This window comes from Microbacterium sp. NPDC058269, assembly GCF_042881445.1.
GTDB lineage: Bacteria > Actinomycetota > Actinomycetes > Actinomycetales > Microbacteriaceae > Microbacterium.
On record NZ_JBHVXT010000002.1, the window covers coordinates 523808 to 550219 of the forward strand.

The following is a 26412-nucleotide window of genomic DNA, read 5'->3' on the forward strand; positions in this document are numbered from 1 at the left end:
GGTGACGATGACGCGGCTTCGACATTCGGGATATCCCCCGGCATGTGTCGGGCTTCCCGCCTTACGGGTCGGACGAGCGCTCTCCTAGTGTTCGGGACGCGGGGATTCTCCCGTTCCTCCCTCGACGAGCGGACGCCACCATGACGCCATCCACGAACAGCAGCACTCACGCCCGATCGGTGAAGGTCGACGTCGCCTGGTTCTTCGTCATCGCGATCCTGCTGTGTTTCGCCTTCTCCGTGCCCATGGTGTTCCGGCTCGCCCCCGAAGGCGCGGAGAACCTGATCGTTCCGCTGTTGCAGCTGACTCCGCTGCTGGCCGCGGTCATCATGTGGCTCGTGCGCCGACCCGGCACCTTCCGCGAGACGTTCGCGACCGGATGGCGGGGTGTCGGCAAGTGGATCGGCATCGGCATCGGCATCATCGCCGCTGTCGCCGCGACCCAGACGGCGATCGCCCTGACCACGGGGATCTGGCCGCTCAACCCGGTCGGTGATATCGCCGGGGCCGCGGTCTGGATCATCCCGGTCTTCGTCATGCAGTCGATCTTCGCGATCGGAGAGGAGTTCGGCTGGCGGGGCTGGCTCGCGACCCGCGCCGCCTCATGGGGGTTCTGGCCGCTGGCGCTGGTCAGCGGCCTGGTCTGGATCGTGTGGCATCTGCCGGTTCTCGCCGTCATCGGCGACCGTCCGATCGGCGACATCGTCATCTACTTCGCCGGGATGCTGCCCTGGGCGCCGCTGCTGCTCGCCCTCCGATGGCGATCGGGAAGCGTCTGGCCCGCGGTTCTGACGCATGGAGCGATCAACAGCATCCGGGTGTACCTCCTGCAATCGGTCCCCGACGCGACCGACCATCTGCTGATCGAGGTCATCGGCTGGGTGCTCACGCTCGCGGCGGCGATCTGGTTGATGCGGGGCGGAGGAGCGCCGGCCTCGTCCGCGGCACCTCGGCGCCGCGGCCGGTCCGTCGCTCGGCGGTCATGAGGCGCGAGCAAGGCGAGCGTCCTAGAGCAGGCTCGTGATCGCGGGGTCGCGCTCGGCGACATCCGCTGCCGTCGAGACGATGACACGGCGCATCTCGGCCACGGCGACGGCCGGGGTGACGTCGGAGCGGTGCGCCAGGCTGATCGTGCGCGACATCGCCGGGTGGGCGAGGCGTGCCGATCGCAGCAGCGGACGGTCGAAGAGCACCATGGCGGGGACGACCGCGACGCCGACGCCGCGTTCCACGAAGCGGAGAACCGCATCCATCTCGGCCCCTTCGAGGGCGAGCGTCGGGGTGAGGTCGGCGCTCCGGAACGCCGCATCCATCGCGGCGCGCAGCTCGTAGCTCTCGTCGAAGGCGATCAGGGGCAGGGTCGCGAGGTGCGCCAGGCTGATCGACGCCCCGTGGGTGACGGGCGTGGCGGCCGCCGACGAGACGACCACCAGTTCCTCTGAGAGCAGCGGCATGTGCGTGAGGCTCACGCCGGCAGGGGTGGGGCCGTCGGATTGCGTGACCAGCGCGATGTCGACCGCTCCCACGGCGAGCTCCTCGACGAGTCGGCGGGAGCCGCTCTCGGTCAGGTGCAGATCGACGTTCGGGTGCGCGGCGTGGAACGAGCTGATCGCCTCCGCGACCAGGCTGATGCAGAGGGTGGGTGGTGCGCCGAGGCGCACGCGTCCGCGGCGGAGTCCTGCCAGTTCCCCCATCTCGTCGCGGATGGCGTCGGCCTCAGCGAGCATGCGCTGTGCGCGGGGGAGGAGCGTCTCGCCGGCAGCGGTGAGCGCGATGTGGCCACGTGCGCGGTGGAACAGTTCGGCGCCGAGTTCACGCTCGAGCGTCGAGATCTGCCGACTCAGCGAGGGCTGTGCCAGGTGCAGGGCCTCGGAGGCGCGGGTGAAGTGTCCGAGACGCGCGACCTCGACGAACCCGCGGAGCTGCTCGAGGTTCATGGCCATAGCCTACCCGCATGGTTTCCACTCGAACTATGCATTGGAGTAATTAGGATGGCCTAACTAGCGTGGATCGCATGGCTACGCGCGAACGACAGATATCCACCACGGTCCTCGTCATCGGCACGGGCGGGTCCGGGCTGCGGGCGGCGATCGAGATCGCCGAACATGGCGTCGACGTGCTCGCCGTCGGCAAACGCCCGCGGCAGGACGCGCACACCTCGCTCGCGGCCGGCGGCATCAACGCGGCGCTCGGCACCATGGACGCGGACGACAGCTGGCAGCAGCACGCGGCCGACACCATCAAGGAGAGCTACCTGCTCGCCAACCCGCACACGGTCGAGATCGTCACGCAGGGCGCCGAGCGCGGCATCCGCGACCTGGAGCGCTGGGGCATGGACTTCGCCCGCGAAGACGACGGCCGCATCTCGCAGCGCTTCTTCGGCGCCCACACTTTCCGCCGCACGGCGTTCGCCGGTGACTACACGGGCCTCGAGATCCAGCGCACCCTCGTGCGCAAGGCCGAGCAGCTCGACGTCCCGATCCTCGACCACGTCTACATCACGCGCCTGCTCGTGCGCGACAACGTGGTGTTCGGTGCCTACGGCTTCGACCAGGCCGACGGCACCCGCTACCTCATCCACGCGGATGCCGTGATCCTCGCCGCGGGCGGCCATAACCGTATCTGGCGCCGCACCTCGTCCCGCCGCGACGAGAACACGGGCGACTCCTTCCGGCTCGCGGTCGATGCCGGTGCCCGCCTGCGCGACCCCGAGCTCGTGCAGTTCCACCCATCAGGCATCATCGAGCCCGAGAGCGCGGCCGGCACCCTGATCTCCGAGGCCGCGCGCGGAGAGGGCGGCATCCTCCGCAACGCGCTCGGCGAGCGGTTCATGGCGAAGTACGACCCTGAGCGGATGGAGCTGTCGACCCGAGACCGCGTCGCGCTCGCCGCGTACACCGAGATCCAGGAAGGACGAGGCACCGAGAACGGCGGTGTCTGGCTCGACGTCTCGCACCTGCCGCGCGAGACGATCATGACCCGCCTGCCTCGGGTGTACCAGACGATGATGGAGCTGCAGATGCTCGACATCACGACCGATCCGATCGAGATCGCGCCCACCGCGCACTACTCGATGGGTGGCGTCTGGGTGCGACCCGAAGACCACCAGACCGATGTCGACGGCCTCTACGCGATCGGCGAGGCATCCAGCGGACTGCACGGTGCGAACAGGCTCGGCGGCAACTCGCTCATCGAGCTGCTGGTCTACGGTCGCATCGTGGGCCAAGCTGCCATGGAGCACGCTGCGGGGCTCGATGCGCAGCGCCGGTCCGCGACGGCGGTGGCTGAAGCGCGCGCCGAGATCGACGACCTGCTGGCAGCGGAAGGACGCGAGAACGTCCGTGCTCTGCAGCGCGCGATCCGCAACCTCATGACCGAGTACGCCGGCGTGGTGCGCTCGGAGGAGGGGCTGCTCGCCGGACTCGCCGACCTCGACATGATCGAGGGGCGCATGGAGGACATCGGCATCCACCCCGACATCGCCGGGTTCCAGGATCTCGCGCATGCGTTCGACCTCAAGGCGTCGGCGCTCGCTGCCCGGGCCACGCTCGAGGCCGCGTTGGAGCGTCGGGAGACGCGCGGATGCCACAACCGCAGCGACTTCCCCGACAGCGACCCCACGCTGCAGGTGAACCTGGTGTGGTCGCCGACCGATGGTGTGACCCGCGAGCCGATCCCCGCCATCTCGCCGGAGATCGCCGAGCTCATGCGCGAGGTCGACACCGCGGGCAAGCTCGTCGAGTAGTCGCGGCCCGGCTCATTCCGGTCGCACTTCCTGCCGCCCGATCGCCGATCAGGCGACAGGAAGTACGACCGGAACGCCGGTGATTGCAGGTCAGTCCGCCTGCGGCTCTTCCGTGTCGACCACGCCGATGCCGACCGCCTCGTGGTCGGGCTCGGGCTCGTCGCGCTTCGGGGCCTTGGGCTCCTCGCCGGGAGCCTTCTCGGTGCTCGGCTCCTCGAGTTCCTCGGTGCTCGGCACCTCGCTCGGGTCGGCGTCTTCGGGGGAGTCGGCCTTCGCCGGTGTCGTGACCTCGCCCTCGCTCGTGTCGGAGGCCGGTGTCGGAGTGGGAGTCTGCGCTTCGGCGGAGAGGTCGTCGGTGGGCTCGGGCTCGGGAGTGCTGTCGGTCATGATGGCCCCTTTCGTGATGTCGTCCGAACAGGATGCCTCGACCGCGAACCGGGCTGTAGGGGGTTGACGCGAAGGCGAGTTAACCATGGTGAACCGAAGCGGCGAATCCGGCGTAGCCTGGAGGGGTGACAGCGTACGTCTCGGCCTTCGACCTCTTCTCCATCGGAGTGGGGCCTTCGAGCTCCCACACGGTCGGACCGATGCGGGCGGCTCTCGACTTCGCGCGACGGCTCACTGCAACGGGCAGCCTGACGCAGGTGGCCCGCGTCGGCAGCAGTCTCTACGGCTCGCTCGGAGCGACCGGCATCGGGCACGGAACGCCGGATGCCGTCGTCGCCGGGCTCCGCGGACTCGCGCCGGAGACATGCGACCCGGCTGACGTGCGGTCGGCCTGGACAGATTTCCCCGTGGGCGGCATGTTGTCGATCGACGGCACCCACGACGTCCCGTTCGCGAAGGACGACATCGTCTTCGCGCCGCGCACCCGGCTTCCCGGCCATCCGAACGCCATGACCATCACCGCGTGGGATTCCGCGGGGCAGGTGGTCGCCGAGGAGACCTACTATTCGGTGGGCGGCGGGTTCATCCGCCGCGACGGCGAGGAGGCGAAGCTCTCCACCTCGGGGTTCCCGCACTCATATGCGGATGCCGCGTCGCTGCTCGCCCTGTGCGACGAGAACGGGCTCTCGATCGCCGAGGTCGCGCGCCTCAACGAGACCGCCCTGCGCAGCGAGGAAGACGTCGCCGCCGGGCTCGACGCGATCTGGGACGCTATGTCGGGGTGCGTCGATGCTGGTCTCCACGCCGAGGGGACGCTGCCCGGCTTCCTGAAGGTCAAGCGACGGGCCGGGGTGATCCGCGGCCAGCTCGAAGAGGTCGAGGCCGACGGTCATCGCGAGCTGCCGGGTGAGTGGCTGGGCGCCTTCGCTCTGGCCGTCAACGAGGAGAACGCGGCGGGCGGACGAGTGGTCACAGCGCCCACGAACGGTGCTGCCGGAATTCTCCCCGCCGTCGCCATGTACTGGTGGCGGTTCCTCGCCGACTCGGGGCTCGGGGCGGGCAATGCGGTCACGCCCTACGGTGAGCTGGTCGGCAGTGCGTTGCTGGGCTTCGAGCCGGACGTCAGGGCCGTGACCGACGGGAGCGACCTCGACGAGGAGCAGACGGCAGAGGCGAACCGTCGCCGGGGCATCCGCCGCTTCCTGCTGACGGCCACCGCTCTCGGGTCGCTGTTCAAAGCCAACGCGTCGATCTCCGGAGCCGAGGGCGGATGCCAGGCCGAGGTCGGATCCGCCTGCGCCATGGCAGCCGGAGGCCTCACCGCGGTGATGGGCGGCACGAACCGCCAGATCGAGAACGCTGCCGAGATTGCGATGGAGCACCACCTCGGTCTCACGTGCGACCCGATCGGCGGACTCGTGCAGATTCCGTGCATCGAGCGCAACGCGATCGCCGCCTCGACGGCCGTGACCGCGGCGCGGCTGGCGCTGCGCGGCGACGGCAGTCACTACGTCTCGCTGGATGCCGTCGTCGAGACGATGCGCCAGACCGGTGCGGACATGTCGACGAAGTACAAGGAGACCAGCGAGGGCGGCCTCGCGGTCAACGTCATCGAGTGCTGACGCCCCGGGCGCGGCCGACCTCTCGGTGCCGTGTCGGACCGCGCAGGTAGCCTCGTCCGTGCGCACATGACCGTGCGCGCGACGCGGGGAGGAAGCGGATGGACGCGTTCTGGGAGCCGACCTCACGCCGTCGACGGCAGCAGCCGGTGGTCGCGGTGCGCCCGAGCGACGATGCTCCCACACCCGGCGCAGGATGGCCGACGACCATCCCTGCCGTTGCCCAGGTGCTACGGGAGGGGATCGACCTCGACCCCGGGGTCACGTTCCTCGTCGGCGAGAACGGCAGCGGCAAATCCACCCTCGTCGAGGGGATCGCACTCGCGTACGGGCTCTCTCCCGAGGGCGGTTCCCGGCAGGCGCGGCACAGCACGCGTGCGACCGAGTCGCCGCTGTCGGACTGGATCCGGCTGCAGCACGGAGTCGGTGCCAACCGTTGGGGCTACTTCCTGCGCGCCGAGACCATGCACTCCTTCTACACATATCTCGAGGACAACCCGTCGACAAGCGGCCCCGACGTCCCGTTCCATGAGATGAGCCACGGCGAATCCTTCCTCGCGCTGCTGGAGAGCCGGTTCGACGAGCCCGGCTTCTACTGTCTCGATGAGCCCGAGGCGGCACTGTCGTTCAACTCGACGCTCGCCCTGATCGCGGTGCTCCGACGCATCGCCGACGAGGGCGGCCAGGTGCTGTGCGCGACGCACTCGCCGGTGCTCGCGGCCCTGCCCGGTGCGAAGATCCTCGAGGTGGGGGACTGGGGTGTGCGTCCGGCCGAGTGGGGCGACCTCGAGATCGTCAACCACTGGCGCTCGTTCCTCGAGCATCCGACGCGCTACCTGCGGCACCTGCTCGACTGAACCCGGGTCCGGGGGGCGACCGCGGTGCCGACAGACGTCATAGGCTGACGGGCATGACCGAGCAGAAGCCTCCACGGCGGCGCGGCCGCCCGCGGGGCGTCTCCGACTCGCGAGCGCGTATCATCGCCGCCGCGGTCGACGACTTCGGCGAGAAGGGGTACGACGGGGCGACGATCCGCTCCATCGCCGCTCGCGCCGGAGTGGACTCAGCGCTCGTGCACCACTACTTCGGCACCAAGGCCGACCTCTTCGCGGAAGCCGTCGGCATCCCGCTGCGACCGGACGTCGATGTGCCGGGGATCCTGGCGGGTCCGCGCGACCAGGTCGGCGAACGGCTGATCCGGTATGTGCTCGAAGCGTTCGAGCAGCCCGAGGTGCGCCGGCGCGGAGTCATGCTGCTCCGGACCGCGATCGGGAGTCGACTCACGACCCCGTTGCTGGCGGGGTTCCTGTCGCGCGAGCTCCTCTCCCGCGTGGCTCGAAGCCTCGATGTCGACGATGCCGATCTGCGGGCCTCCCTCGTCGCATCGCAGATCGCCGGCATGCTGATCGCGCGCTACGTGCTGCGCCTTCCCGCACTCGCCGCGGCTTCGGTCGACGAACTCGTGGACCGTGTCGGCCCGACCGTGCAGCGCTACCTCTTCGACTGAGATCCACCCGCACGTCGGTCCCGCCGCGGATCCCGTTGACGCGATCGATCCGCAGGCGGATAATTCATCACATGATGAATAACTCGGCGGTCGAGATCTCGCAACTACGCGTGCGACGCGGGGCTGTGCAGGTGTTCGACGGCATCGACCTCACGATTCCTCGGGGTCAGATCACGGGTCTGCTGGGACCTTCGGGGTGCGGCAAGACCACGCTCATGCGGTCGATCGTCGGCGTGCAGAAGATCGCCTCGGGTGACGTGACGGTGCTGGGGGAGCCGGGCGGTGCGCGTCAGCTGCGGCATCGCGTCGCATACGGCACGCAGGGGGCTTCCGTCTACGGCGATCTGAGTGTGCGCCAGAACCTCGCGTACTTCGCGTCGTTGTTGAAGGCACCGAAGGGTGACGTCGATCGGGTCATCGATGAGGTCGGTCTCGGCCCGCAGGCAGGGCAGCTCGTCGAGGCGCTGAGCGGTGGCCAGGCAACCCGGGTGTCCCTTGCGGTGGCGCTGATCGGCTCGCCCGAACTCGTCGTGCTGGATGAGCCGACGGTCGGACTCGACCCCGTGCTGCGGGCCGAGCTGTGGGCTCTCTTCCGTGGCCTCGCGGACCGAGGGGTGACGCTCATCGTGTCGAGCCACGTGATGGATGAGGCTGTGCGCTGCGATCGGCTGCTGCTGATGCGGGAGGGGCGGATCATCGCCGACACGACCCCGACCTCGCTCCTCGCCGACACCGGCACGACCGATGCCGAAGCCGCGTTCCTGGCCCTGATCGAGCGCGACCGCGCAGCCGGCGTCGGGGATACGAGGCGGGCACGCCGAGAAGCACGTGACCAGCACGCGGAGGCCGGAGAATGAACGGCCGTCGGATGCTCGCCACGGCGGGCCGCGTGCTCACCCAGCTCCGGCACGACCCCCGGTCGATCGCCCTGATGCTGATCGCGCCGAGCCTGCTCGTGGGTCTCTTCGCCTGGCTGTTCAGTGACCAAGACGGTGTGTTCGACCAGTTCGGGGGCGCGATCCTGGCCCTGTTCCCGTTCATCGTGATGTTCCTCATCACCTCGATCACCACGCTCCGGGAGCGTCGTTCGGGCACGCTGGAGCGGCTGATGACCACGCCCCTCGAGAAGGCCGACTTCATTCTGGGCTACGCGCTCGCGTTCGGACTGATGGCTCTGCTCCAGGCGGTGATCACGGTGTCGTTCGCGGTCGGGGTGTGCGGACTCGACGTCGAGGGCCCGCTCTGGCAGCTGGGACTCGTCGCTGTGGTCGACGCGCTGCTCGGAACGGCGCTCGGCCTGCTGGCGAGCGCATTCGCCCAGACCGAGTTCCAGGCGGTGCAGTTCATGCCGCTGCTGGTGTTCCCTCAGATCATCCTCGGCGGCCTGTTCATGCCCCGCGACCAGATGCCCGATGTGCTGCAGACCATCTCCGACTGGCTGCCGCTCAGCTACGCGATCGACACGATCAACGCGGTCGCGGCGGGTGATGAGGGCGGGGACGTGTTCGGTCCGCTGCTGATCGTCGTGGCCTTCGCGGTCGGCGCGCTGGTGCTCGCCGCCCTCACTCTGAAGCGGCGCACGCGCTGAGTCGTCGACCGGGTCGCTGCTCAGCGCGCGGCGCGGTTCTTGGTGTACTTGGTCGGCGCGGCGGCCCACGGGTCCTCGGGCCAGGGGTGTCGCGGGTAGCGCCCTCGCATCTCGGCGCGCACCTGAGCGTACGGACCGGACCAGAACGAGGCGAGGTCGTCGGTGACCGCGAGCGGACGCCCAGCGGGGGACAGCAGGTGGAACAGCACCGGCACCCGTTCACCGACCAGGCGAGGAGTCTCCGCCCAGCCGAAGCACTCCTGCAGCTTCACGGCGACGACGGGCCGCGCGTTCGGGTCGCCGTCGGGCTCGGGGTAGGCGATGCGGACGCGGGATCCGCTGGGCACCTCGAGGCGCTCGGGTGCGAGCTCATCGAGGCGCACCGCTTCGGGCCACGGCAGCAGACGGCGAAGAGCCGAGGTCAGGTCGAGTCGGCCTGCGGGGGTGCCGGAGGCCAAGGTGTCGAGCTCGGGCGCCAGCCACGCGTCGAGGGAGCCGACCAGCCCGGCATCCGACACATCGGGCCACGGGTCGCCGAGCTCGCGCCGCAGCAGCGCCAGCCGGCGGCGCAATGCTGCTGCGGTGTCAGACCAGGTGAACATGCCGAGCCCGTCGCGTCGGAGCGCTCGGCGCACAGCATCCCGTCCCTCCTGAGCCGATGCCCGCACCGGCACCGATGAGCGCAGGATCGCACCCATCCGGCGCTCGCGACGAGCCTGGACGCGGCCTCCGACGAACTCCGCCTCGACACGGTCGGTCGTCAGGTGGCTGGCGGCCTGGTCCATCTGCGCCTCGGTGAGCGCCGCCGCGGATCGGATGATCGCCCCGGAGCCGGCCGCCGCCCGCGCGGAGGCACGCGCGACGTCGGCGACCGCGAGCCATTCGACTGCCGCGAGCGGACCGCTCACCCCGGCGCGTGTCCCGGATGCCAGCAAGAACGTCGCTCCCGTGGCCGTGCGCTCGACGCGGTGGGCGATCCGCTCGGGGAAGGCCAGCGCGATCACGAGGCCGACTCCGTCGAGATCCGAGCGGACACCCGGTGTCGCGCGACCCATCCGCTCGAGGCGGTGCGCATCCTCGAGCCATCGGCGGGCATCGGGGGTTCGACCACCCCGCAGTGTGATGAGAGCCTGGGCGACATCGGCCTCGGGGATTCGCAGGTCGCCGCCCAGGAGCGCGACGACCTCGGCCGCGAGCCGAGTCCCCACCTCCGGGCTGCCGTCGCGCAGAGCCCTGGCCAGCCGCGGATCGGTCGGAATGCGCGCCAGAGCGCGGCCCTCGGCCGTGGCACGACCCTCGTCGTCGATCGCGCCGATACCGCGGAGCACGGTGGTCGCATCGGACAGGTTGTCGGCGGGCAGCGGGTCGATCATCCGCAGGCCGGTTCCCCGCGGGGCGCCCCAGCACGCGAGCAGCAGAGCGGCGTCGGCGAGGTCTGCCACCGCGATCTCCGGGACCGGACGGGCGGGAGCCGCCGCGTACGTGCGCTCGTCGACGCAGCGGATCACGGCACCAGGGCCCTGACGGGTGGCGCGCCCGGCACGTTGCACGCACGACGAACGGGACGCCGCGGCGGTGACCAGGCCCGTCATGCCGCGGGTGGCGTCGCGCTGCGGATACCGCGACAGGCAGCTGTCCACGACCAGTCGTACCCCCGGCACCGTGAGCGAGGACTCGGCGAGCGACGTCGTGACGATGATGCGTGGAAGGCCGTCCGGCGTGCGGCCGCGGATCACGGCGTCCTGCTCGGCCGGGGGGATCTGGCCGTGCAGCTCGCGCACATCGAACGCGTTGCTCGTGCTGCGGACGCGGCGGGCGATCTCCGACACCTCGCGGGCACCCGGTGCGAAGACCAGCACGTCGGCCGAAGGGTCTTCGCGCACCAGGTCTCTGGCTGCGGATGCGGTGACGTTTGCGATGTGGTCGAGGAATCCCCAGGTGACCCCGCGCTCATCGAGGCGTGCGACGGGGCTCGGAGCCCAGCGCTCAGAGAGGGGGAAGGCGGGGACGTCATGGTCGACGATCGGGGCGGGGGACCCCGCGGTGCCGATGACGGCGGCTAGGCGCTCCGCATCGAGGGTGGCGGACATGGCCACGACCACGAGGTCGTCCCGCAGCTCGCGCACCTCGGAGAGCAGGCCGATCAGGAGGTCAGTCTCGAGTGCGCGCTCGTGCACCTCGTCGATGATGACGGCATCGACGCCGTCGAGTCCCGGGTCGTCGAGCATCCGTCGCAGGAGCACTCCGGCCGTGACGAACTCGACCCGCGTCGTGGGTCCCGCGGAGCGCTCGCCGCGGACGGTGAAGCCCACGCGCGCGCCGAGGGGAGAACCGTCGAGGTGGGCGAGACGGCGGGCCGCTGCACGGGCGGCGACGCGGCGAGGCTGGGTGACGATCACGCGACCACTGCGCCGCGAGGCGAGGAGCGGCGGCACGAGGGTGGTCTTGCCCGTGCCCGGCGGCGCGGTCACGACCACCGATCCACTCGCATCGAGTGCGGCCGAGAGCTCGGCGATGGCGCCCGCGAACGAGAGGCCCGCACCGATGGTGGCGAGGTCGAAGGCGGCGGGCGTCATCCGTCCAGTCTGCCCGGTCGGCTCGGGGTTCGGGATGGTTCACAACTCCGGACGTCTGCGTCTGACGCAGTGCGGCCGGGCTTCCGCGGGCGTCGGCGGCGATGGATCTCCTGAATTGCGAGCGGGTGAAGCGGGTGCCGGGTCAACGAAACAGCGGATGCCGCGACCGAAGAGGTCGCGGCATCCGCTGTCGTGTGCCGGCTACTCCGCCTCGGCGACCGGCGGTGCGGGCGGCGGCGGGGTGTTCGGCGTCGAGACGCGCGGTGCGGGTGCGGCAGCCGTGGCCTCCGCGACTCCTGCACCGAAGCCGCGTCCGACGGCTTGTCCCTGGATGATGCCCGCGAGGTCGAGCCCCGTGGCCGAGTGGACGCTGTCGAACACCGAGCGCAGAGCCTTCGCGCTGTCGGCTCCGACGACGTTCGAGGCCCCGTCTTCGCCGGAGCTGCCGATGATCGACACGTTGCCGATCGCCGCGTAGCCCTTGGAGAACTCGGCCATGATCGACGGCAGCACCTCGAGCACACGCTGCGACAGGAACGCGTCCTGGTTCGAGGCGATGGCCTTGGCCTCGGCTTCGAGCGCTGCCGCACGTGCGTCACCCTCGGCACGGATGGCGTCGGCCTCGGCGCTGGCACGCAGTCGGCGGGCCTCCGCCTCGGCCTCGGCCTGGGCACGCAGGGCGTTCGCCTCACCGCTGGCCTTCGCGATCGCGGCAGCGGCCTCACCGTCGGCGCGAGCCTTGTCGGCCTGGGCCTGCTGCTCGGCGATGCGGGTGCGGGCCTCTGCCTGCTTGACCTGCTCGATCGCGGCGGCCTCGGCGGCGCGCTCGCGAGTGTAGAGCTCGGCCTGAGCCCGGGTCTCGGCCTCGTACCGCTGCGCGTCGGCGACGCGCTTGACATCGGCATCGAGCTGGGCCTGCTTGTTCTCGGCCTGCTGCTGCAGAACGGCCTGCTCGGCCTGTGCACGTGCCAGTGCCTCGGCCTGCTCCGCCTCGGCGCGGGCGCGACCGATGCCGGAGTCGGAGTTGGCCGTGTTCGTGTCGAGCGCGGTCTGCTCGATCAGGTTGGCTTCCTTGTTGGCGATGTTCTTCTGGTTGATCGCACGATCGGCGTTGGTCTGCGAGATCTCCGCCGACTGACGCTTCGCCTGGATCTCGGGGGCACCGAGCGACTGGATGTAGCCGACCTTGTCGGTGATGCCCTTGATCTGGAACGAGTCGAGGATCAGGCCCTGCTCCGCGAGCTCCTGCGACACGTCGGCGGCGATCTGGTCGGAGAACTTCTTGCGCTCGCGCATCAGCTCGACGACCGAGAGCGTCGCGACGATTCCGCGGAGCGCACCTTCGAGTTGCTCGGTGGTGAACTGCTCGATGGCCTTGTCCTGCGAGGCGAAGCGCTCGGCCGCTCGACGGACCAGGATCGGGTCGGAGCCGATCTTCACGATCGCGACACCGTCGACGTTGAGGGTCACGCTGTCGAGCGACTGGGCCTCGGCGTTGAGGGAGACCTGGCGCGAACGCAGCGAGATGATCTCGTGGCGCTGCGTGATCGGGTTGACGAGCGACTTGCCGTTCACGATGACGGTGACGGGCGACTCCGACATCTCGGACCTGCTCGATCCGTCCGTCGCGATGACCGCGGTCTGCACCTTCTGCTTGCGGCCCGAGATGACGAGGGCCTCGTCGGCGCGAGCGACCTTGATCCAGCTGCGTGCGAACAGCAGCAGGATGAGCAGCAGGACGACGGCGACGACGACCGCGATTCCGACGATGACGAGGATGCCGACGATTCCGGCGATCTCCATGGATGACCTCCCTGGTTCCCCCCGAGGGGGCGGTCTTCGAGCGCGCCGTGGTGCGCGCCTTCGCCCCCCACCCTGCCAGATACGGCGGGTGCGCGTTGAGCCGGCCGTCATACCGAGCGGGTCGCGGGAACACCGGGCGCCGCCGTGGCAGGTACAGGAACCGTGTCAGCGGGAGCGGAGCTTCTCTGCGAGGTCGCGCAGTGCCCGCAGCTCATCGTCGTCGAGGCGCGACATGCGGTCGGCGATCGAGCGTCCGTGCACGGTGGCGAGCGAGCGGAACGCCCGTGCCCCTTCGTCCGTCGCCCGGATCAGCGCGCCGCGTCCGTCGTCGGGGTCGGCGCACTTCGCCACGAGTCCTCGCGTGACCATGCGGTCCACGAGACGCGAAACGCTGGGCTGGCTGATGAGCATGTTCGCGGTGATGTCGCGCAGTCGTGCGGTCATGTCGGGGGAACGGGTGACGGTGAGCAGCACGTCGTACTCGGCCTGCGCGATATCGCTGTGCTCGAAGTCGCTCAGCATCTCGGTGAACAGCTCGTGCTGTGCGCGGAACAGGCTCTCCCAGGCCTCCAGGGCGAGCTTGCGATCGGTCATCCTCACAGAATAGTGCGAACAGTAAAGGGCCGGTCGGAGAGGCTCCCGACCGGCCCTTGTCCCTTGCACCAAGAGTGTCCTGCAATCACATGCGGTGAGTGCCACAGCAAACATTCACCGTGTGATCACTGTATAACGGCGAGATAACGAATGCAACGGTTTGATCACGGAACTTTCGTGGCGGACATCACGGCTTCCGGGCTGCCAGCAGCCACTCGACCGCTTCCTCCACCGCCATCTCGGTTCTCGTGCCGTCGGGGTTCCGCCGGGAGCCGAACAGCGCCCGATGGTCGTAGCGGCCGCAGTTCTTGCGGAGAAGCTCGTAGTAGTAGTCATCGAGATAGATCTCAAAGTCCTCAGCGAAGGAACCGGAGCGCGGCAGCCGGGGCGTCTTCAGCCACTGGACGATGTCGCGGATATCGTCGCGTCCGAGTGTGACGGTCGGGGGAGCCGGGGGCCGCGCATCCTCCGCGGTGGGGGTATCTGTCGCGGACGGTGAGCCACTACGGCACCGTCGCGTGCGTTCTCGCGGTCTATCCGCCCGATGCCACGGACGACGAGCTCCGTTTCGCCGAAGCCCACCGCTGGTACACGCCGCTGTCGCTCGGCGGCGGGGTCGTGGCGTGGGTGGTCCTCTGCGCGGCCGGTTTCTCCCCTTTGCTCGCTGCCGCGCTGCTGGTGGTCGCTCTGTTGCCGATCGGCGTCATGCTCTCGCGGGGTTCGCGCGATGTCCGCCGCCGCACGGTCACGGTCTCGGCGTGCAGATCGGGCCTCAGCGAAGACACCGCGCAGGAGCGTGCGCAGCAGCGACGTCTCGACAAGCTGGCGGAGACCCTGGGCGACGCGGCGCTCGCATGCCGCCGGGGAGTGATCGACCGCGACAGGTTCACCCGGATCCGAGCGGCCGCCTACGCGCAGGCCGCCGCCATCGCCGCCGCATCGGCTCGGTGACGACCGAAACGGGCTAGTCCCCGAGCGGGCCACCCCGATACTTGCGACAGGCACCACCTGTCTCTTCGACATCTTCCGCGACGGCGGCGGTGCGGGCGCGCGGTGCGACCTGGCTCAGCGCGAGAGCACCGGTGCACGCGAACACGATCAGGTCGCCGGGGGAGAGCACCTTCGGCAGCCGGGCGTGCAGCCGTGCGTCGTCCTCATCGATGCGGAGGACCATCTGCACCAGGTCTCGAGCCCGCGGAGTGCTCACCAGCTCGACGTGGGTGATCAGCGGGATGATCGCACGGAGATCGCAGTCGACGGTCGCGGACACCTCGCGATGCCAACCCTGGGGCTCCTCGCGCGCGGTGATCCGTGCCACCACCAACGTCATGTGCGCGTCCGCTTCGGGATGCGCGGCGGATGAGGCGACCGGCGCGATCAGTACGCACGGCGTGCCTCGCTCCTGTGCGAGACCGGTCAGCGAGCGTCCGCCGACCGAGATGTCGTGTGCACCGATCACGGTATCGGTCGGCCACAGCCTCCGCACGTCGCGTCGCGGGTCGTTCCACACGAAGGTCGTCGAATGCAGCACCGTGTGCAGCACGGTCATCGAGACACCTCCTCGGGGAGCGGCACGGCGCCTGCGGTGCGCGGGCGCACATCTCCCAGCGTCACCGCGCCGAGGCACGGGACGACCACGAGGTCGCCCTCTCGAAGGTCGGCAGGCAGCATGGCCACCGGATGCGGCCAGGCCACCTCGCCCTGCTCGCCGGGGATCAGCTCGATACTCGTCGCCCTCGCCGAGGAGGCCCGGCCGATGAGGCGGCATTCCTCCCAGGCCGCATCGACACCGTCGAAGCAGCAGTCTGTGAGGGCGATGCGCTTGTCCTCCTGGGTGTCGACGCGCAGAGTGATGCGGAGCAGCAGCACGGTCACGTCGGTGCCCGTGCTGGGTATCGGCAGGTCTCCGGTGAGCACGGCGGGGGAACCGCTGATCTCGAACAGGCGCATCAGCGAGATGCCCCCGACCACGACATCGGTGGTCGTGGGTTCCGAATGGGTCGGCCACCTCCAGCGGTCGAGGGGAGCGGGGATGCTCCGTCGAAGCGTGGGAAGGATCTCGGTGAGGGTCATGCCTCCGTCCTACGCCCCGGTGATCGTGCTGATGAAGGGGCCTCACAGAACCCATGCACCTCCGCTCCGATCGCTCACGAAGTCCCCACCTCGTCGACACGACGCCGGCCTGCCGACGCCGGCATGACAGGATCGGCAGAGATCCCACGGCTCAGGAGCGGAGCGGCACCCCGATCGCGAGCCGCTGGTCGGCGAGAGGGCAGCTGAACACGTCGCGCTCGCCGAGTCCGACCCGGTTGATGTAGCGCACGACGATCGCGTACGAGGTGAACAGGCCCACCTGCGTGTACTGCACCTCATGCTCCCGGCAGTACTCGGCGATGATCGGGGCCGCGCGACGAAGATGCGGCCGCGGCATCGACGGGAACAGATGGTGCTCGACCTGGTAGTTCAGCCCACCCATTGCGACGTCGAGGAAGCGTCCGCCGCGCACGTTCCTGCTCATCAGCACCTGCCGCCGGAGGAAGTCGAGGGTCAGATCCCTGGGGACGACCGGCATCCCCTTGTGATTCGGGGCGAAGGCGATGCCCATGTAGAACCCGAACAGTCCCAGTTGCACCGCGAGGAAGACGAACGCGATCCCGGGGGAGAGCACGATGAACACCAGCACCAGGTAGCCGATCATCCGCACGCTGAGGAACGTGATCTCGGCCCACCGGCGTTCGAGCCGGCCTCGCACGAACATGCGCCGCACGCTCGACGCGTGCAGGGAGAGGCCCTCGAGGAGCAGGATCGGGAAGAACAGCACTCCCTGATGTCCGCGCAGCCAGGTGAGGACCGGTCCCTGGTGTCTCGCGGCGGCCTCGGGGGAGACCGCGATGACGGGGAGCTCGATGTCGGGGTCGGAACCCAGCTTGTTCGGATTCGCATGGTGGCGCGTGTGCTTGTGCTGCCACCACCCGTAGCTCATGCCGACGAGGAGGTCGCCGAGGATGATGCTGATCCAGTCGTTCCACCGGCCGGACATGAAGATCTGACGGTGCGCGGCATCGTGACCGAGGAACGCGATCTGGGTGAACACGACCGCCAGGAGTGCGGCCGTGAACAGTTGCCACCAGGTGTCGCCGATCCACACGAACGCGAGCAGACATACGCCCACGACGATGGGGGCGGCGATGAGCTTCGTCCAGTAGTAGCCGTAGCGCCGGTGCAGCAGCCCTCGCTCGCGGACCTGTTGCGCCAACTCGGTGAAGGCGCTCGAACCCCGAGGCGCACTTCCGCGCGGACGGGTGTGGACGGTCGGACGGACGTCGTCCATGATGACCTCGTCTCCGGCGTCACCCGGAGGGGATGGGCGCCGTGCTCTCTTCGAGCCCGTCATCATCGATTCCCGGTCGTCGTCGGAGGCGGCCCTCGTACAAGACGGGTTCAGACGCGACGTTACGCCTCAAACCTGCGTGCGCTCACAGCCTTCGATGCGCTCCGGTGAAGCGGTTCTCGGCGCGCCCCGACCAGGCGGAGGCGACGCGCTGTTCGCGGCGGTGGGACCAGTCCTCGTCCCCCACGCGGACCAGCTTTGCGACACCGGATTCTCCCGGAGATTACGCCGGATGCGATACATTGCAGTGTAGGTAGAATTTCAGGCTCTACTGCGATTCCGTGCTCGAGTGGAGGACAAAGCGGTGGCACTCTCAGGCGGACCCCTCGAGCGCAGGTCGATGAGCGACGAGGCGTACAACCGGTTGCAGGATGCGATCATCAGCGGTGAGCTGCGTCCGGGTGAGCGTCTGCGCGATTACGAGCTCGCGGAACGCCTCGGCACGTCGAAGACTCCGATCCGCCACGCTCTCGACCGCCTGGCCGACCACGGCCTCGTCGAGATGCAGCGCAACCGCTACACCCGCGTCGCTCCGATCGATCTCGATCAGGTGCGCAACGCCGTCGACCTCTTCGGAGATATCTGGATCGGCTCGGTGCGTCACGTGATGCCCCTGATCCAGGACGATGACATCGCCTATCTCACCGAACTCTCCGATGAGATGTCCTCGTCGGTCATGGCTCGCGACGTGGCGGGATTCGGCATCGCGCTCCGCGCAGCCGCCACCGGGTTCGCGCGTATCGAGGGCAACGCGTCGCGGGCCGGCATCATCGAGCGTCTCGGGCCGCAGATCCGTCGGTTCAGCCAACATTCCCGGGATGCGTTCGACTGGGAGGTCGTCGGAGCGTTCGTCGCGTCTCTGCGGCAAGCGATCCTCGAGCGCGACGCCGTGAAGACCCGCGCCGTCCTCGTCACCTTCTTCGACGAGGTGCTCCCCGCCATCATCGATCGCGCGGAGGAGCAGGAGCTCACGCGCTCCGAACCGCAGGACTAGCGGACCGCTCCCGGCAGATCCACAGGAACCGCAAAGGGTGCTCTTCTAATCTGGGGACACCCAAGGGGAGTACTCCGACACGGTGGGGTCGTCATTACGGATGCACGTCGCATCCCGGGCCACCGGTTCTGTTTCGACGGGATGGAGAAGACTTTGGCGGTACTGTCGTACCCCGAGTCTGGAGTCCTCATTTGGATATCACCCCGCTGATCTGGGTCATCACGATCGCGATCACGATCGCCTTCTTCGTCTACGAGTTCTTCGCGCACGTGCGCACGCCGCACGAGCCGACGATCGCGGAGTCGGCGCGCTGGTCGATCTTCTACATCAGCCTCGCGCTGCTGTTCGGTGTCGGCATCGGCGTCTTCTCCGGGTGGACCTTCGGCGGCGAGTACTTCGCCGGGTACCTCACCGAGAAGGCCCTGTCGATCGACAACCTCTTCGTCTTCCTCATCGTGATGACCGGCTTCGCGGTGCCGAAGATCTATCAGCAGAAGGTGCTGATGATCGGCATCGTGATCGCGCTGATCCTGCGCGGCATCTTCATCGCCGTCGGCGCGACGCTCATCGAGAACTTCTCCTGGATCTTCTACCTGTTCGGCGCACTGCTGCTCGTGCTCGCGTACCGTCAGGCGTTCAGCAACCACGAGAGCAACCCCGCGAACGGGCGCTTCATGACGTTCGTTCGTCGGCACCTGCCCGTCAGTGACGAGTACAACGGCGACCGGCTCACGGTCGTGAAGAACGGCAAGCGCTTCGTCACCCCGATGCTCCTCACGATCATCGCGATCGGGTTCATCGACCTCGTCTTCGCCGTCGACTCGATCCCGGCGATCTACGGCCTGACCGACCAGGCCTACATCGTCTTCACGGCGAATGCCTTCGCGCTCATGGGTCTGCGCCAGCTCTACTTCCTCATCGGCGGCCTGCTCGAGCGCCTCGTCTACCTGGCGCAGGGTCTCGCGGTCATCCTTGGATTCATCGGCGTCAAGCTCGTCCTGCACGCGCTGCACGTCAACGAGCTGCCCTTCATCAACGGCGGGCAGGGCGTCGAATGGGCACCCGAGATCCCGATCTGGTTCTCGCTGCTGTTCATCGGCGCGACCATCGCTGTGGCCACCGCCGCGAGCCTCATCAAGACACGGCGCGCACCGGCTGCCGTCACCTCTTCCACCGGCACCACCACCACCGACAACAAGGAGCACTCTTGAGCGCGCAGCGCTGTTCTGACTCTTCGGACTCTGACAGTACGAGCGCCCGGTTCGTCCCGGGCGCTCACCCCACCACAGACGAGGCGGCCCGCTGATGGGCGACCTGCTCTGGAACATCGCCCTCGTCTTCGCGTTCGTGCTGATCGGCGGTGTCTTCGCTGCCACGGAGATGGCGCTGGTCACGCTGCGCGAGAGTCAGATCAACGCGATCGGTCAACGAGGGCGGCGCGGCGCGAAGGTCGCCGCCCTCGCACGCAACCCCAACACCTTCCTCTCCGCCGTGCAGATCGGTGTGACCGTCGCGGGCTTCGCGTCGGCGGCATACGGTGCGACCTCCATCGCCCCGTCGCTGGCGCCGGTCCTCGAATCGTGGGGTCTGGCGCCTGCACTCGCCCTCACGGTCGCGACGCTCGTGCTGACGCTCATCATCGCGTACCTCTCGCTGGTGCTCGGCGAGCTTGTGCCCAAACGCCTGGCGATCCAGCGCAACGCGCAGTTCGCCTACGCGGTCGCGCCCGCTCTCAACGGCTTCGCGACGGTCATGCGCCCGGTGATCTGGCTGCTCTCGGTCTCGACGAACGCCCTCGTCCGCCTGCTCGGCGGCGATCCGCACAAGACGAGCGACGAGATGACCGACGAGGAGGTGCGCGACATCGTGGCCAGTCATCAGGGGCTGCCCGATGACGAACGGCGCATCCTCGACGACGTGCTGTCGCTCCGCGGACGCCAGGTCAGCGAGGTCATGCGACCCCGCCCCGAGGTGGTCGCCCTCGACGAAGCCGCGAGCGTCGGCGAGGTGATGGCACAGGTGCGCGATCTTCCGTTCTCGCGCTACCCCGTCTCGGAGACCTCGATCGACGACATCACGGGGTTCGTGCACGTGCGTGACCTGTTCGAGGCCGCATCCGACGATCCGACGCGTCCGCTGAGCGCGCTCATGCGCGATATCCCCTACATCCCCTCGACCGCGCGCGTGCTGCCGACTCTGACCCGCATGCGGGCGGAAGGGCATCACATCGCGGTGGTCGTCGACGAGTACGGCGGCACCGACGGCCTGGTCACCCTGGAAGACCTCGTCGAGGAAGTGGTCGGCGAGATCTTCGACGAGTACGACGCAGAGGTGTTCATCTCCGCGGACGACGGGATCGACGGGCGACTCAACCTGCAGGACTTCGAGGAGGCCACCGGGTTGGCCATGCCGCGGGGGTCGTCGGACACCATCGCCGGATTCGTGACCGAGCAGCTGGGGCGCCTCGCCGTCGTCGGCGACACCATCGAGGTGCCGGGAGCCACGATCCAGGTCGCGGAGCTGGATCGACGCCGCATCGCCCGCGTGCGGGTCATGACCGAATCCGTCGTCGAGTCGGAGGCCTGAGCCCGAGCCGCGGCGGTCAGGAGCGCGAACGTCAGGGGCTGGGCACCCGGGTGCCCAGCCCGCTGAGCCCCTCGGTGAGGATCTCGACCAGCAGGCGGGCGTAGCGCCCGTCGGGGTCGAGGTCGGGATCGAAGACCGTGATGGACGCGCCGACCGCGCGCGGCGCGAGCTCCCGCAGCAGTGCGGTGAGCTCAGCCGCCCCGATCCCGCCCGGATCGGGGCTGTCGACCGCCGGCATGACGGTGGGATCGAGCACATCGACGTCGAGCTGCAGCCAGTACGCGGGCCCGGCGACGAGAGCGGACTCCGCACCGACGTGAGGGGCGCCGCGCGAGATGACATCGGCGGCGGGCGTGAGCATGCCGAGGACGTGACGCACCTCTTCCTGGTCCTCGTCGTCGAAGCGGTGGCCGATGTGCGCGGTGCGCTCGGCGCGGAAGTAGGGGGCGAGCCCGTCGATGTCGGCGATCGCCGGCCAGTGCGTGCCGACTGCGGCGGCGAGTGCCTCTCCCGCCACGCTCGCGCAGTCGTCGCTGTTGCCCGGATGACGGAAATCGGTATGGCCATCGATGTGCACGAGGCCGACCCCGCCGCGTCGCGCGGTGGCGAGGCCCGCACCGAGGAGGATCGCGCAGTCGCCGCCGATCACCAGCGGAGCCTCACCCCTGTCGAGCGCCGTGCCGATGCGGGCGGCCAGGCGCTGCGAGTGGTCGATCGTCGCCTGCTCGTTCCGCACGCGCCCCGGAGGTCGCGTGGCGTCGTCGTCGACGTAGCGGCCGGCCAGGACCACACCGGAGTCGGTGGCGCCGAGTTCGGCGAAGCGTGCGAACAGGCCCGCTTCGCGCAGCGCTTCCGGAGCCTTCGCCGCACCGGGCACGCTGCCCGGCTCCGGCGGACGGAGACCGAGATTGGACGGTGCGGAGAGCAGCGTGATCATGATGGCATCCTGCCGCGGGGGTCGGACACTCCGACGCCATCACGTCGGGAAGCGCACTCCGGTGATGCTCTCCGCCGCCGCCCACAGCCCAGACCCGACGGCCGCGGAGCGCACTTCGTCCGAGGCGGCCACCCGCGCCGGCGCCCCTCGGAACTCGAGCAGCCCGCCCGGACCCCAGTACTCTCCGCTGATGACGTCCGCAGATGTGGCCGCATGGACGATCGGCAGCGCACCGCCGTCCTTGCCCTGTACGAGAGCACGGCTCGGCGCGGACAGGGCGCGGACGAACCCTGACACCTCGGCGAGACCGGGACGCGGCGGGGTGAGCGGATCGACCGCGTAGCCGGGGTGCGCGCAGACCGCCGCGCGGGAGGAACCGGACCAGCGTCGTGCCAGCTCGAAGGCGAAGGCCATCAAGGACGCCTTCGATCGCCCGTACTGCCGGAGCGAGGAGCCTGTCCAGGGGGCGTCGAGGGTCGCCGGGTCGAGGTGTGCGAAGCGGTGGGCGATCGAGCCGACGGCGACCACGCGGGCGTCCGGCGCGAGGACCGGTTCGAGCCGCGCCACCAGGGCGAAGTGGCCGAGGAAGTTCGTGCCCACCATGAGGTCGTGGCCGTCGCTCGTGCGCGCCGAGCGATCTGCCGCCTTCACCCCGGCATTGCAGATGACCGCATCCAGTCCCTCGCCCACCGCGGCGGCCGCTTCCGCCACGCTGTCGAGCGAGCCGAGATCGAGCGCCAGGACGCGCAGGTCGGCATCGGGTGCCTGGCTCCGGATCGCGGAGACCGCTGTCTCCGCGCGCGCAGGGGAGCGGCAGCCCAGCACGACGCGTGCACCACGCACAGCGAGCTGCTCGGCACACCAGTAGCCGATGCCCGCGTTCGCGCCGGTGACCAGCGCCGTGCGTCCACGCAGATCGAGCGGCGAGGTCGGGGGATCAGCATCCATCTCCCCAACCTAAGCGCAGCTCATGCGGGTGTCAGTGGTCAGTGGTCGTGGTCGTGGTCGTGGTGCTCGTCGTCCTCGTCTTCGAGGAGCATCCCGACCGCGGTCGCGCACGCGTCGCCCTTCCACGCCTCGATACCCTCGCGCACCGCGAAGGCGGCGATCACGAGTCCGGCGACGGCATCCGCCCACCACCAGCCGAGCAGCGAGTTCACGACCAGACCGATCAGCACGGCGGCGGAGAGATAGGTGCAGATGAGCGTCTGCTTCGAGTCCGCGACCGCCGTCGCCGACCCGAGCTCCTGGCCCGCGCGACGTTCGGCGAGCGAGAGGAAGGGCATGACGGCGACGCTGACCGCGGTCAGGATGATGCCGATCGTGCTGTGCTCCGGTCGCTCGGCCGTGACGAGCGCGGTCACGGACGTCGCCGTGACGTAGATCGCGAGGGCGAAGAACGCGACGGCGATCACACGCAGGGTCGGCTTCTCCCAGCGCTCCGGATCGCGTCGGGTGAACTGCCAGGCGACGGCGGCCGCGGACAGCACCTCGATCGTGGAGTCCAGCCCGAAGCCGATGAGTGCAGCGGACGACGCGACCGAGCCGGCGGCGATCGCGACGACCGCCTCGATCAGGTTGTAGCCGATCGTGATGCCGACGATGAGGCGGATGCGGCGGTGCAGCGTCGCGCGACGCGAGTCGGATGCGGTCGCGGTCATCAGCAGGTGCAGCCTTCGCCGGAGCAGCAGTCCGGTTCGACGATGAGGGTGACCCGCATGAGCATGTCGAGGGCGGGCGCGAGGTGGCGATCCGCGAGTCGGTAGCTGCTGCGGCGACCGTCCGGGATGCTCTCGACGAGTCCGCAGCCGCGGAGGCAGGCGAGGTGGTTCGACATCGTCTGGCGCGAGACGCCGAGCGCGTCGGCCAGGTCGGCGGGGTAGCGGGGTGCTTCTCGCAGAGCGAGCAGCACCCCGGCGCGGGTGGGGTCGGAGAGTGCATGCCCGAGGCGGGCGACTGCGGCCGTGTGGGTGAGCGAGGCGAGAGCGGTGGTCACGCTCTCAACTGTACATAAGAGGCTGAATTCAAGATACTCTGAATTCAGCCTCTTCGTGAGGGATCAGCGGATCGCGTACACCGCGCTTCCGACGATCACGGCGACGATGGTGGTCCAGCCGATGATGGCCAGAGCCTGCCAGAAGAGGATGCGCGCCTTGCCGATGCCGGAGGCCGCGAGCATCGTCGCGGTGAACTGCGTCGGCAGCAGGAGCGGTCCGAGCAGGCTGACCCCGGGAACGCCGTAGCGCTCGAACGCACGCTGGAACTTCTCACGACGTGCGGTGCCGCGACCCGCGTCGGCCGCATCGGCGGCCGGCTCCTCGATCGTGCCGCCGCCGGCGAGCGCCGCAGACTTGACGCGAGAACGGTTCACGACGGCCTGGCGTGCCCCGGAACTGACCAGCACCACCACCAGGACGCAGAGGAAGTTACCGACGATCGCAGCGACCGCGGCGACCACCGGGGAGATGCCGCCGATGATGCCGATGCTCACCGCGCCTTCGCCCTCGATGAACGGAATCGCCCCGGCGAGGGCGACGATGAGCGGCTGCACGAGTTCGGGGACCTGGGCGACCAGGTTCTGGAAGGTCTCGATGAGGTTCATGGGATGCTCCCGGTTGTCGGTGCGAACGGAGTCTCCGCCGCGATGACTCCAGTCCAGCCGAGCATCCCCGTCGGCGGCAGTGTCGGCCCGTCACCGCTTCCCGGGTGGATCGCCTGACGCATCCGTGACAACTGTCACGGCCCTATCGTGGGGAGCGTGAGCAGCCGCGCCGAGCCCCTCGCCCCCGTCGAACTGAGTCCGGGGGCGCGACAGCTGTCTCGCGGCATCACGGCGACGTGGTGGTACACCGTGACCGCCGTGATGTTCCTCCAGATCATGCTGGTCTTCGCGTGGACGGGCATCCTCGCCGCTCAGGGTCAGAGCGGTCCGCTGATCCTCGTGGTCGCCGTCGGCGGCCTGGTGTGGTGCGCATCGACGGCGTTGCTCCTGTTCGACTACCGCCACCGTGTCGACGCGGCGCCGGGATTCCGCTGGGGTCGCATCGCCGTCCCCCTCCTCGTCGCCGTCGCGTACGGCGCCGCCGCCGGGGCGCTCGCCGGAAGCTGGCAGCTCGCGGCGATGCCGATCGTCCAGTCGGTGGTGCTCCTGAACTGGCCGCGAGGTATCCGCATCCGCGTCGTCGTGGCGGGAACGCTGCTCCTGCTGGTGCTGGCCCTCGTCGACTCATCCGCCCACTCCTTCGGGGCGGTGCTCGCGTGGTGGGTGGCCGTCATCTACACCGCACTCTTCCCCGTGATGACCGTGAGCTCGCTGTGGTGGTGGGACGTGCTGGTAACCCTCGATCGGGCCCGTGCGTCCGAGGCGAAGCTCGCCGCGACACAGGAGCGTCTGCGCGTGGCCACCGACGTGCACGACCTGCAGGGACACCACCTCCAGGTCATCGCGTTGCAGTTGGAGCTGGCGGAACGTCTGCTGCCGTCCGATCCGGATGCGGGGATGGAGCAGCTGCGCGCCGCGCGAGTGAGCGTCGACGACGCGCGACAGGGAACCCGAGACCTCGCCACGCGATTCCGCTCCGTGCCGTTGGGGGACGAACTCGCCAACGCCCGCGACCTGTTGACCGCGGCCGGGCTCGAGGTGGACGCCGCGATCGATGCGGATGCCGACTCCGCACCGGCATCCGCCCTCGGCCCGGTCATCCGTGAGACGACGACCAACGTGCTGCGCCACGGCGGCGGGGCACGCGCACGCCTCGTGCTCACGCGCGTCGCGAACACGTGGCGATACGAGATCGCCAACGACGTCGTGCCCGGCGCGGCCGACGAGCATGACGGGTCCGGATTGGACGGCGTGCGGCGGCGCGTCGAAGAGGTCGACGGCACGCTCGAGGTGCGTCGGGACGCCGACGAGTTCGTCGTGGTCGTGACGGTCCCCGCACGGTCGGAGCAGACCCGATGATCCGGGTGCTGCTCGCCGACGACGAGGCGATGATCCGATCTGCGCTCGCCGCGTTGTTGCGGCTGGAGCCCGACATCGAGGTCATCGCGGAGTGCGCGGACGGCGAGCAAGCGGTCGCCGAGGCGCTGCGGCTGCAGCCCGACGTGTGTCTGCTGGACCTGGAGATGCCGGGCCTCGATGGCGTGCAGGTCGCGGAGAAGCTGAACAGGTCGATCGCGACGCGCTGCGTGGTCGTCACCCGTCATGCCCGTCCCGGGGTGCTGCGCCGTGCCTTGGCCTCGGGCGTCTCCGGTTTCCTGCCGAAGTCGCGCGGTGCCGACGAGGTCGCCGCCGTCATCCGCCGCGTCGCAGCGGGTGCCCGCTACGTCGACCCGGAGATCGCGGCCGACGCCCTGAGCGACGAGCGCTCCCCGCTCACCGATCGTGAGCTCGACGTGCTGCGGGCCGGTCGTCGCGGGGAGACGACGGGGCAGATCGCGCGGGCACTCTCCCTTGCCCCCGGGACCGTGCGCAATCACATCTCCGTCATCTTGGGAAAGCTCTCGGTCGGCACGCGTCAGCAGGCGGTGCTCATCGCCGAGGAGCGCGGCTGGATCTGACGGCCGATATGCTGGCAGGCATGGGAACAATATGCGCAGCGCCCATGATGGGGCGCATCTACGCGATCCGCGACCGCCGCGCCTGACGGCGCGCTCGCTCACCGCACGCATCTGCGCGCCGTCCA

The 26412-nt window shown here is 69.3% G+C and carries 26 protein-coding genes; 13 read left to right on the forward strand and 13 right to left on the reverse strand.

Annotated elements, in window-relative coordinates; translation table 11 throughout:
* The first annotated feature begins 140 nt into the window (after positions 1-140).
* On the forward strand, positions 141-986 hold the full coding sequence (locus tag ACFVWL_RS10855; protein ID WP_387182250.1) for a CPBP family intramembrane glutamic endopeptidase: 846 nt from the start codon (positions 141-143) through the stop codon (positions 984-986).
* A gap of 21 nt (positions 987-1007) precedes the next feature.
* Here ACFVWL_RS10855 and ACFVWL_RS10860 read toward each other — a convergent pair whose 3' ends face one another.
* On the reverse strand, positions 1008-1943 hold the full coding sequence (locus ACFVWL_RS10860) for a LysR family transcriptional regulator (RefSeq protein WP_387182253.1): 936 nt from the start codon (positions 1941-1943) through the stop codon (positions 1008-1010).
* Between the two features lie 71 nt (positions 1944-2014).
* Between ACFVWL_RS10860 and ACFVWL_RS10865 the strand changes: the two genes are divergently transcribed.
* Positions 2015-3745, forward strand: coding sequence for an L-aspartate oxidase (locus ACFVWL_RS10865; protein ID WP_387182255.1), 1731 nt, complete (start codon positions 2015-2017; stop codon positions 3743-3745).
* Between the two features lie 90 nt (positions 3746-3835).
* On the opposite strand, the gene ACFVWL_RS10870 is transcribed toward ACFVWL_RS10865, so the two are convergent.
* Positions 3836-4132: a hypothetical protein gene (locus tag ACFVWL_RS10870; RefSeq protein WP_387182257.1), complete on the reverse strand. Its 297-nt coding sequence runs from the start codon at positions 4130-4132 to the stop codon at positions 3836-3838.
* Positions 4133-4257: 125 nt separating this feature from the next.
* Here ACFVWL_RS10870 and ACFVWL_RS10875 point away from each other — a divergent pair, with 125 nt between their 5' ends.
* From ACFVWL_RS10875 to ACFVWL_RS10895, 5 genes are all read left to right on the forward strand, one after another.
* Positions 4258-5754, forward strand: coding sequence for an L-serine ammonia-lyase, iron-sulfur-dependent, subunit alpha (locus tag ACFVWL_RS10875; RefSeq protein ID WP_387182260.1), 1497 nt, complete (start codon positions 4258-4260; stop codon positions 5752-5754).
* A 98-nt stretch (positions 5755-5852) separates the two neighbouring features.
* Entirely contained in the window at positions 5853-6608 is a 756-nt protein-coding gene (locus tag ACFVWL_RS10880; protein ID WP_387182263.1) for an AAA family ATPase, read from the forward strand.
* Positions 6609-6661: 53 nt separating this feature from the next.
* On the forward strand, positions 6662-7258 hold the full coding sequence (locus tag ACFVWL_RS10885; protein ID WP_387182266.1) for a TetR family transcriptional regulator: 597 nt from the start codon (positions 6662-6664) through the stop codon (positions 7256-7258).
* A gap of 71 nt (positions 7259-7329) precedes the next feature.
* Positions 7330-8115, forward strand: coding sequence for an ABC transporter ATP-binding protein (locus ACFVWL_RS10890; protein WP_387182268.1), 786 nt, complete (start codon positions 7330-7332; stop codon positions 8113-8115).
* The gene (locus ACFVWL_RS10895) at positions 8112-8846 is read left to right on the forward strand and encodes an ABC transporter permease (RefSeq protein ID WP_387182271.1); all 735 of its coding nucleotides are present in this window, start codon (positions 8112-8114) and stop codon (positions 8844-8846) included. Before ACFVWL_RS10890 ends, ACFVWL_RS10895 begins: the two co-directional genes overlap by 4 nt.
* Positions 8847-8866: 20 nt before the next feature.
* Here ACFVWL_RS10895 and hrpB read toward each other — a convergent pair whose 3' ends face one another.
* From hrpB to ACFVWL_RS10910, 3 genes are all read right to left on the reverse strand, one after another.
* Positions 8867-11422 carry an ATP-dependent helicase HrpB gene (hrpB, locus tag ACFVWL_RS10900; protein WP_387182273.1) on the reverse strand — a complete coding sequence of 852 codons (2556 nt, stop codon included), beginning with the start codon at positions 11420-11422 and terminating at the stop codon, positions 8867-8869.
* Positions 11423-11623: 201 nt separating this feature from the next.
* Positions 11624-13225, reverse strand: coding sequence for an SPFH domain-containing protein (locus tag ACFVWL_RS10905; RefSeq protein ID WP_387182275.1), 1602 nt, complete (start codon positions 13223-13225; stop codon positions 11624-11626).
* Positions 13226-13390: 165 nt separating this feature from the next.
* On the reverse strand, positions 13391-13819 hold the full coding sequence (locus tag ACFVWL_RS10910) for a MarR family winged helix-turn-helix transcriptional regulator (RefSeq protein ID WP_387182277.1): 429 nt from the start codon (positions 13817-13819) through the stop codon (positions 13391-13393).
* Between the two features lie 483 nt (positions 13820-14302).
* Between ACFVWL_RS10910 and ACFVWL_RS10915 the strand changes: the two genes are divergently transcribed.
* Positions 14303-14770, forward strand: coding sequence for a DUF6611 family protein (locus ACFVWL_RS10915; RefSeq protein WP_387183603.1), 468 nt, complete (start codon positions 14303-14305; stop codon positions 14768-14770).
* 13 nt (positions 14771-14783) lie between these two features.
* Here ACFVWL_RS10915 and ACFVWL_RS10920 read toward each other — a convergent pair whose 3' ends face one another.
* From ACFVWL_RS10920 to ACFVWL_RS10930, 3 genes are all read right to left on the reverse strand, one after another.
* Positions 14784-15368 (reverse strand): hypothetical protein, encoded by a 585-nt coding sequence (locus ACFVWL_RS10920; protein WP_387182280.1) that lies wholly within the window; start codon positions 15366-15368, stop codon positions 14784-14786.
* Positions 15365-15892: a hypothetical protein gene (locus tag ACFVWL_RS10925; protein ID WP_387182283.1), complete on the reverse strand. Its 528-nt coding sequence runs from the start codon at positions 15890-15892 to the stop codon at positions 15365-15367. The genes ACFVWL_RS10920 and ACFVWL_RS10925 overlap by 4 nt, the downstream gene beginning before the upstream one ends.
* A 151-nt stretch (positions 15893-16043) precedes the next feature.
* The gene (locus tag ACFVWL_RS10930) at positions 16044-17150 is read right to left on the reverse strand and encodes a fatty acid desaturase family protein (protein ID WP_387182286.1); all 1107 of its coding nucleotides are present in this window, start codon (positions 17148-17150) and stop codon (positions 16044-16046) included.
* Between the two features lie 364 nt (positions 17151-17514).
* On the opposite strand from ACFVWL_RS10930, the gene ACFVWL_RS10935 reads away from it, so the two are divergent.
* From ACFVWL_RS10935 to ACFVWL_RS10945, 3 genes are all read left to right on the forward strand, one after another.
* Positions 17515-18204: a GntR family transcriptional regulator gene (locus ACFVWL_RS10935; RefSeq protein WP_387182288.1), complete on the forward strand. Its 690-nt coding sequence runs from the start codon at positions 17515-17517 to the stop codon at positions 18202-18204.
* 191 nt (positions 18205-18395) lie between these two features.
* A complete protein-coding gene (locus ACFVWL_RS10940) occupies positions 18396-19415 on the forward strand; it encodes a TerC family protein (RefSeq protein ID WP_387182290.1) in 1020 nt (339 codons plus the stop codon).
* Positions 19416-19509: 94 nt separating this feature from the next.
* Positions 19510-20790: a hemolysin family protein gene (locus ACFVWL_RS10945; protein WP_387182292.1), complete on the forward strand. Its 1281-nt coding sequence runs from the start codon at positions 19510-19512 to the stop codon at positions 20788-20790.
* Between the two features lie 31 nt (positions 20791-20821).
* On the opposite strand, the gene ACFVWL_RS10950 is transcribed toward ACFVWL_RS10945, so the two are convergent.
* From ACFVWL_RS10950 to ACFVWL_RS10970, 5 genes are all read right to left on the reverse strand, one after another.
* Positions 20822-21727 carry an arginase family protein gene (locus ACFVWL_RS10950; RefSeq protein WP_387182295.1) on the reverse strand — a complete coding sequence of 302 codons (906 nt, stop codon included), beginning with the start codon at positions 21725-21727 and terminating at the stop codon, positions 20822-20824.
* A gap of 39 nt (positions 21728-21766) precedes the next feature.
* Entirely contained in the window at positions 21767-22675 is a 909-nt protein-coding gene (locus tag ACFVWL_RS10955; protein ID WP_387182297.1) for an SDR family NAD(P)-dependent oxidoreductase, read from the reverse strand.
* Between the two features lie 38 nt (positions 22676-22713).
* Entirely contained in the window at positions 22714-23388 is a 675-nt protein-coding gene (locus ACFVWL_RS10960; protein ID WP_387182300.1) for a cation transporter, read from the reverse strand.
* On the reverse strand, positions 23388-23723 hold the full coding sequence (locus ACFVWL_RS10965) for an ArsR/SmtB family transcription factor (protein WP_387182302.1): 336 nt from the start codon (positions 23721-23723) through the stop codon (positions 23388-23390). Before ACFVWL_RS10965 ends, ACFVWL_RS10960 begins: the two co-directional genes overlap by 1 nt.
* A 63-nt stretch (positions 23724-23786) precedes the next feature.
* The gene (locus tag ACFVWL_RS10970; RefSeq protein WP_387182305.1) at positions 23787-24329 is read right to left on the reverse strand and encodes a small multidrug efflux protein; all 543 of its coding nucleotides are present in this window, start codon (positions 24327-24329) and stop codon (positions 23787-23789) included.
* A gap of 156 nt (positions 24330-24485) precedes the next feature.
* On the opposite strand from ACFVWL_RS10970, the gene ACFVWL_RS10975 reads away from it, so the two are divergent.
* Together ACFVWL_RS10975 and ACFVWL_RS10980 are read left to right on the forward strand one after the other, a co-directional pair.
* The gene (locus tag ACFVWL_RS10975; RefSeq protein WP_387182308.1) at positions 24486-25688 is read left to right on the forward strand and encodes a sensor histidine kinase; all 1203 of its coding nucleotides are present in this window, start codon (positions 24486-24488) and stop codon (positions 25686-25688) included.
* The gene (locus ACFVWL_RS10980; protein ID WP_387182310.1) at positions 25685-26287 is read left to right on the forward strand and encodes a response regulator; all 603 of its coding nucleotides are present in this window, start codon (positions 25685-25687) and stop codon (positions 26285-26287) included. Before ACFVWL_RS10975 ends, ACFVWL_RS10980 begins: the two co-directional genes overlap by 4 nt.
* Positions 26288-26412 lie beyond the last annotated feature (125 nt).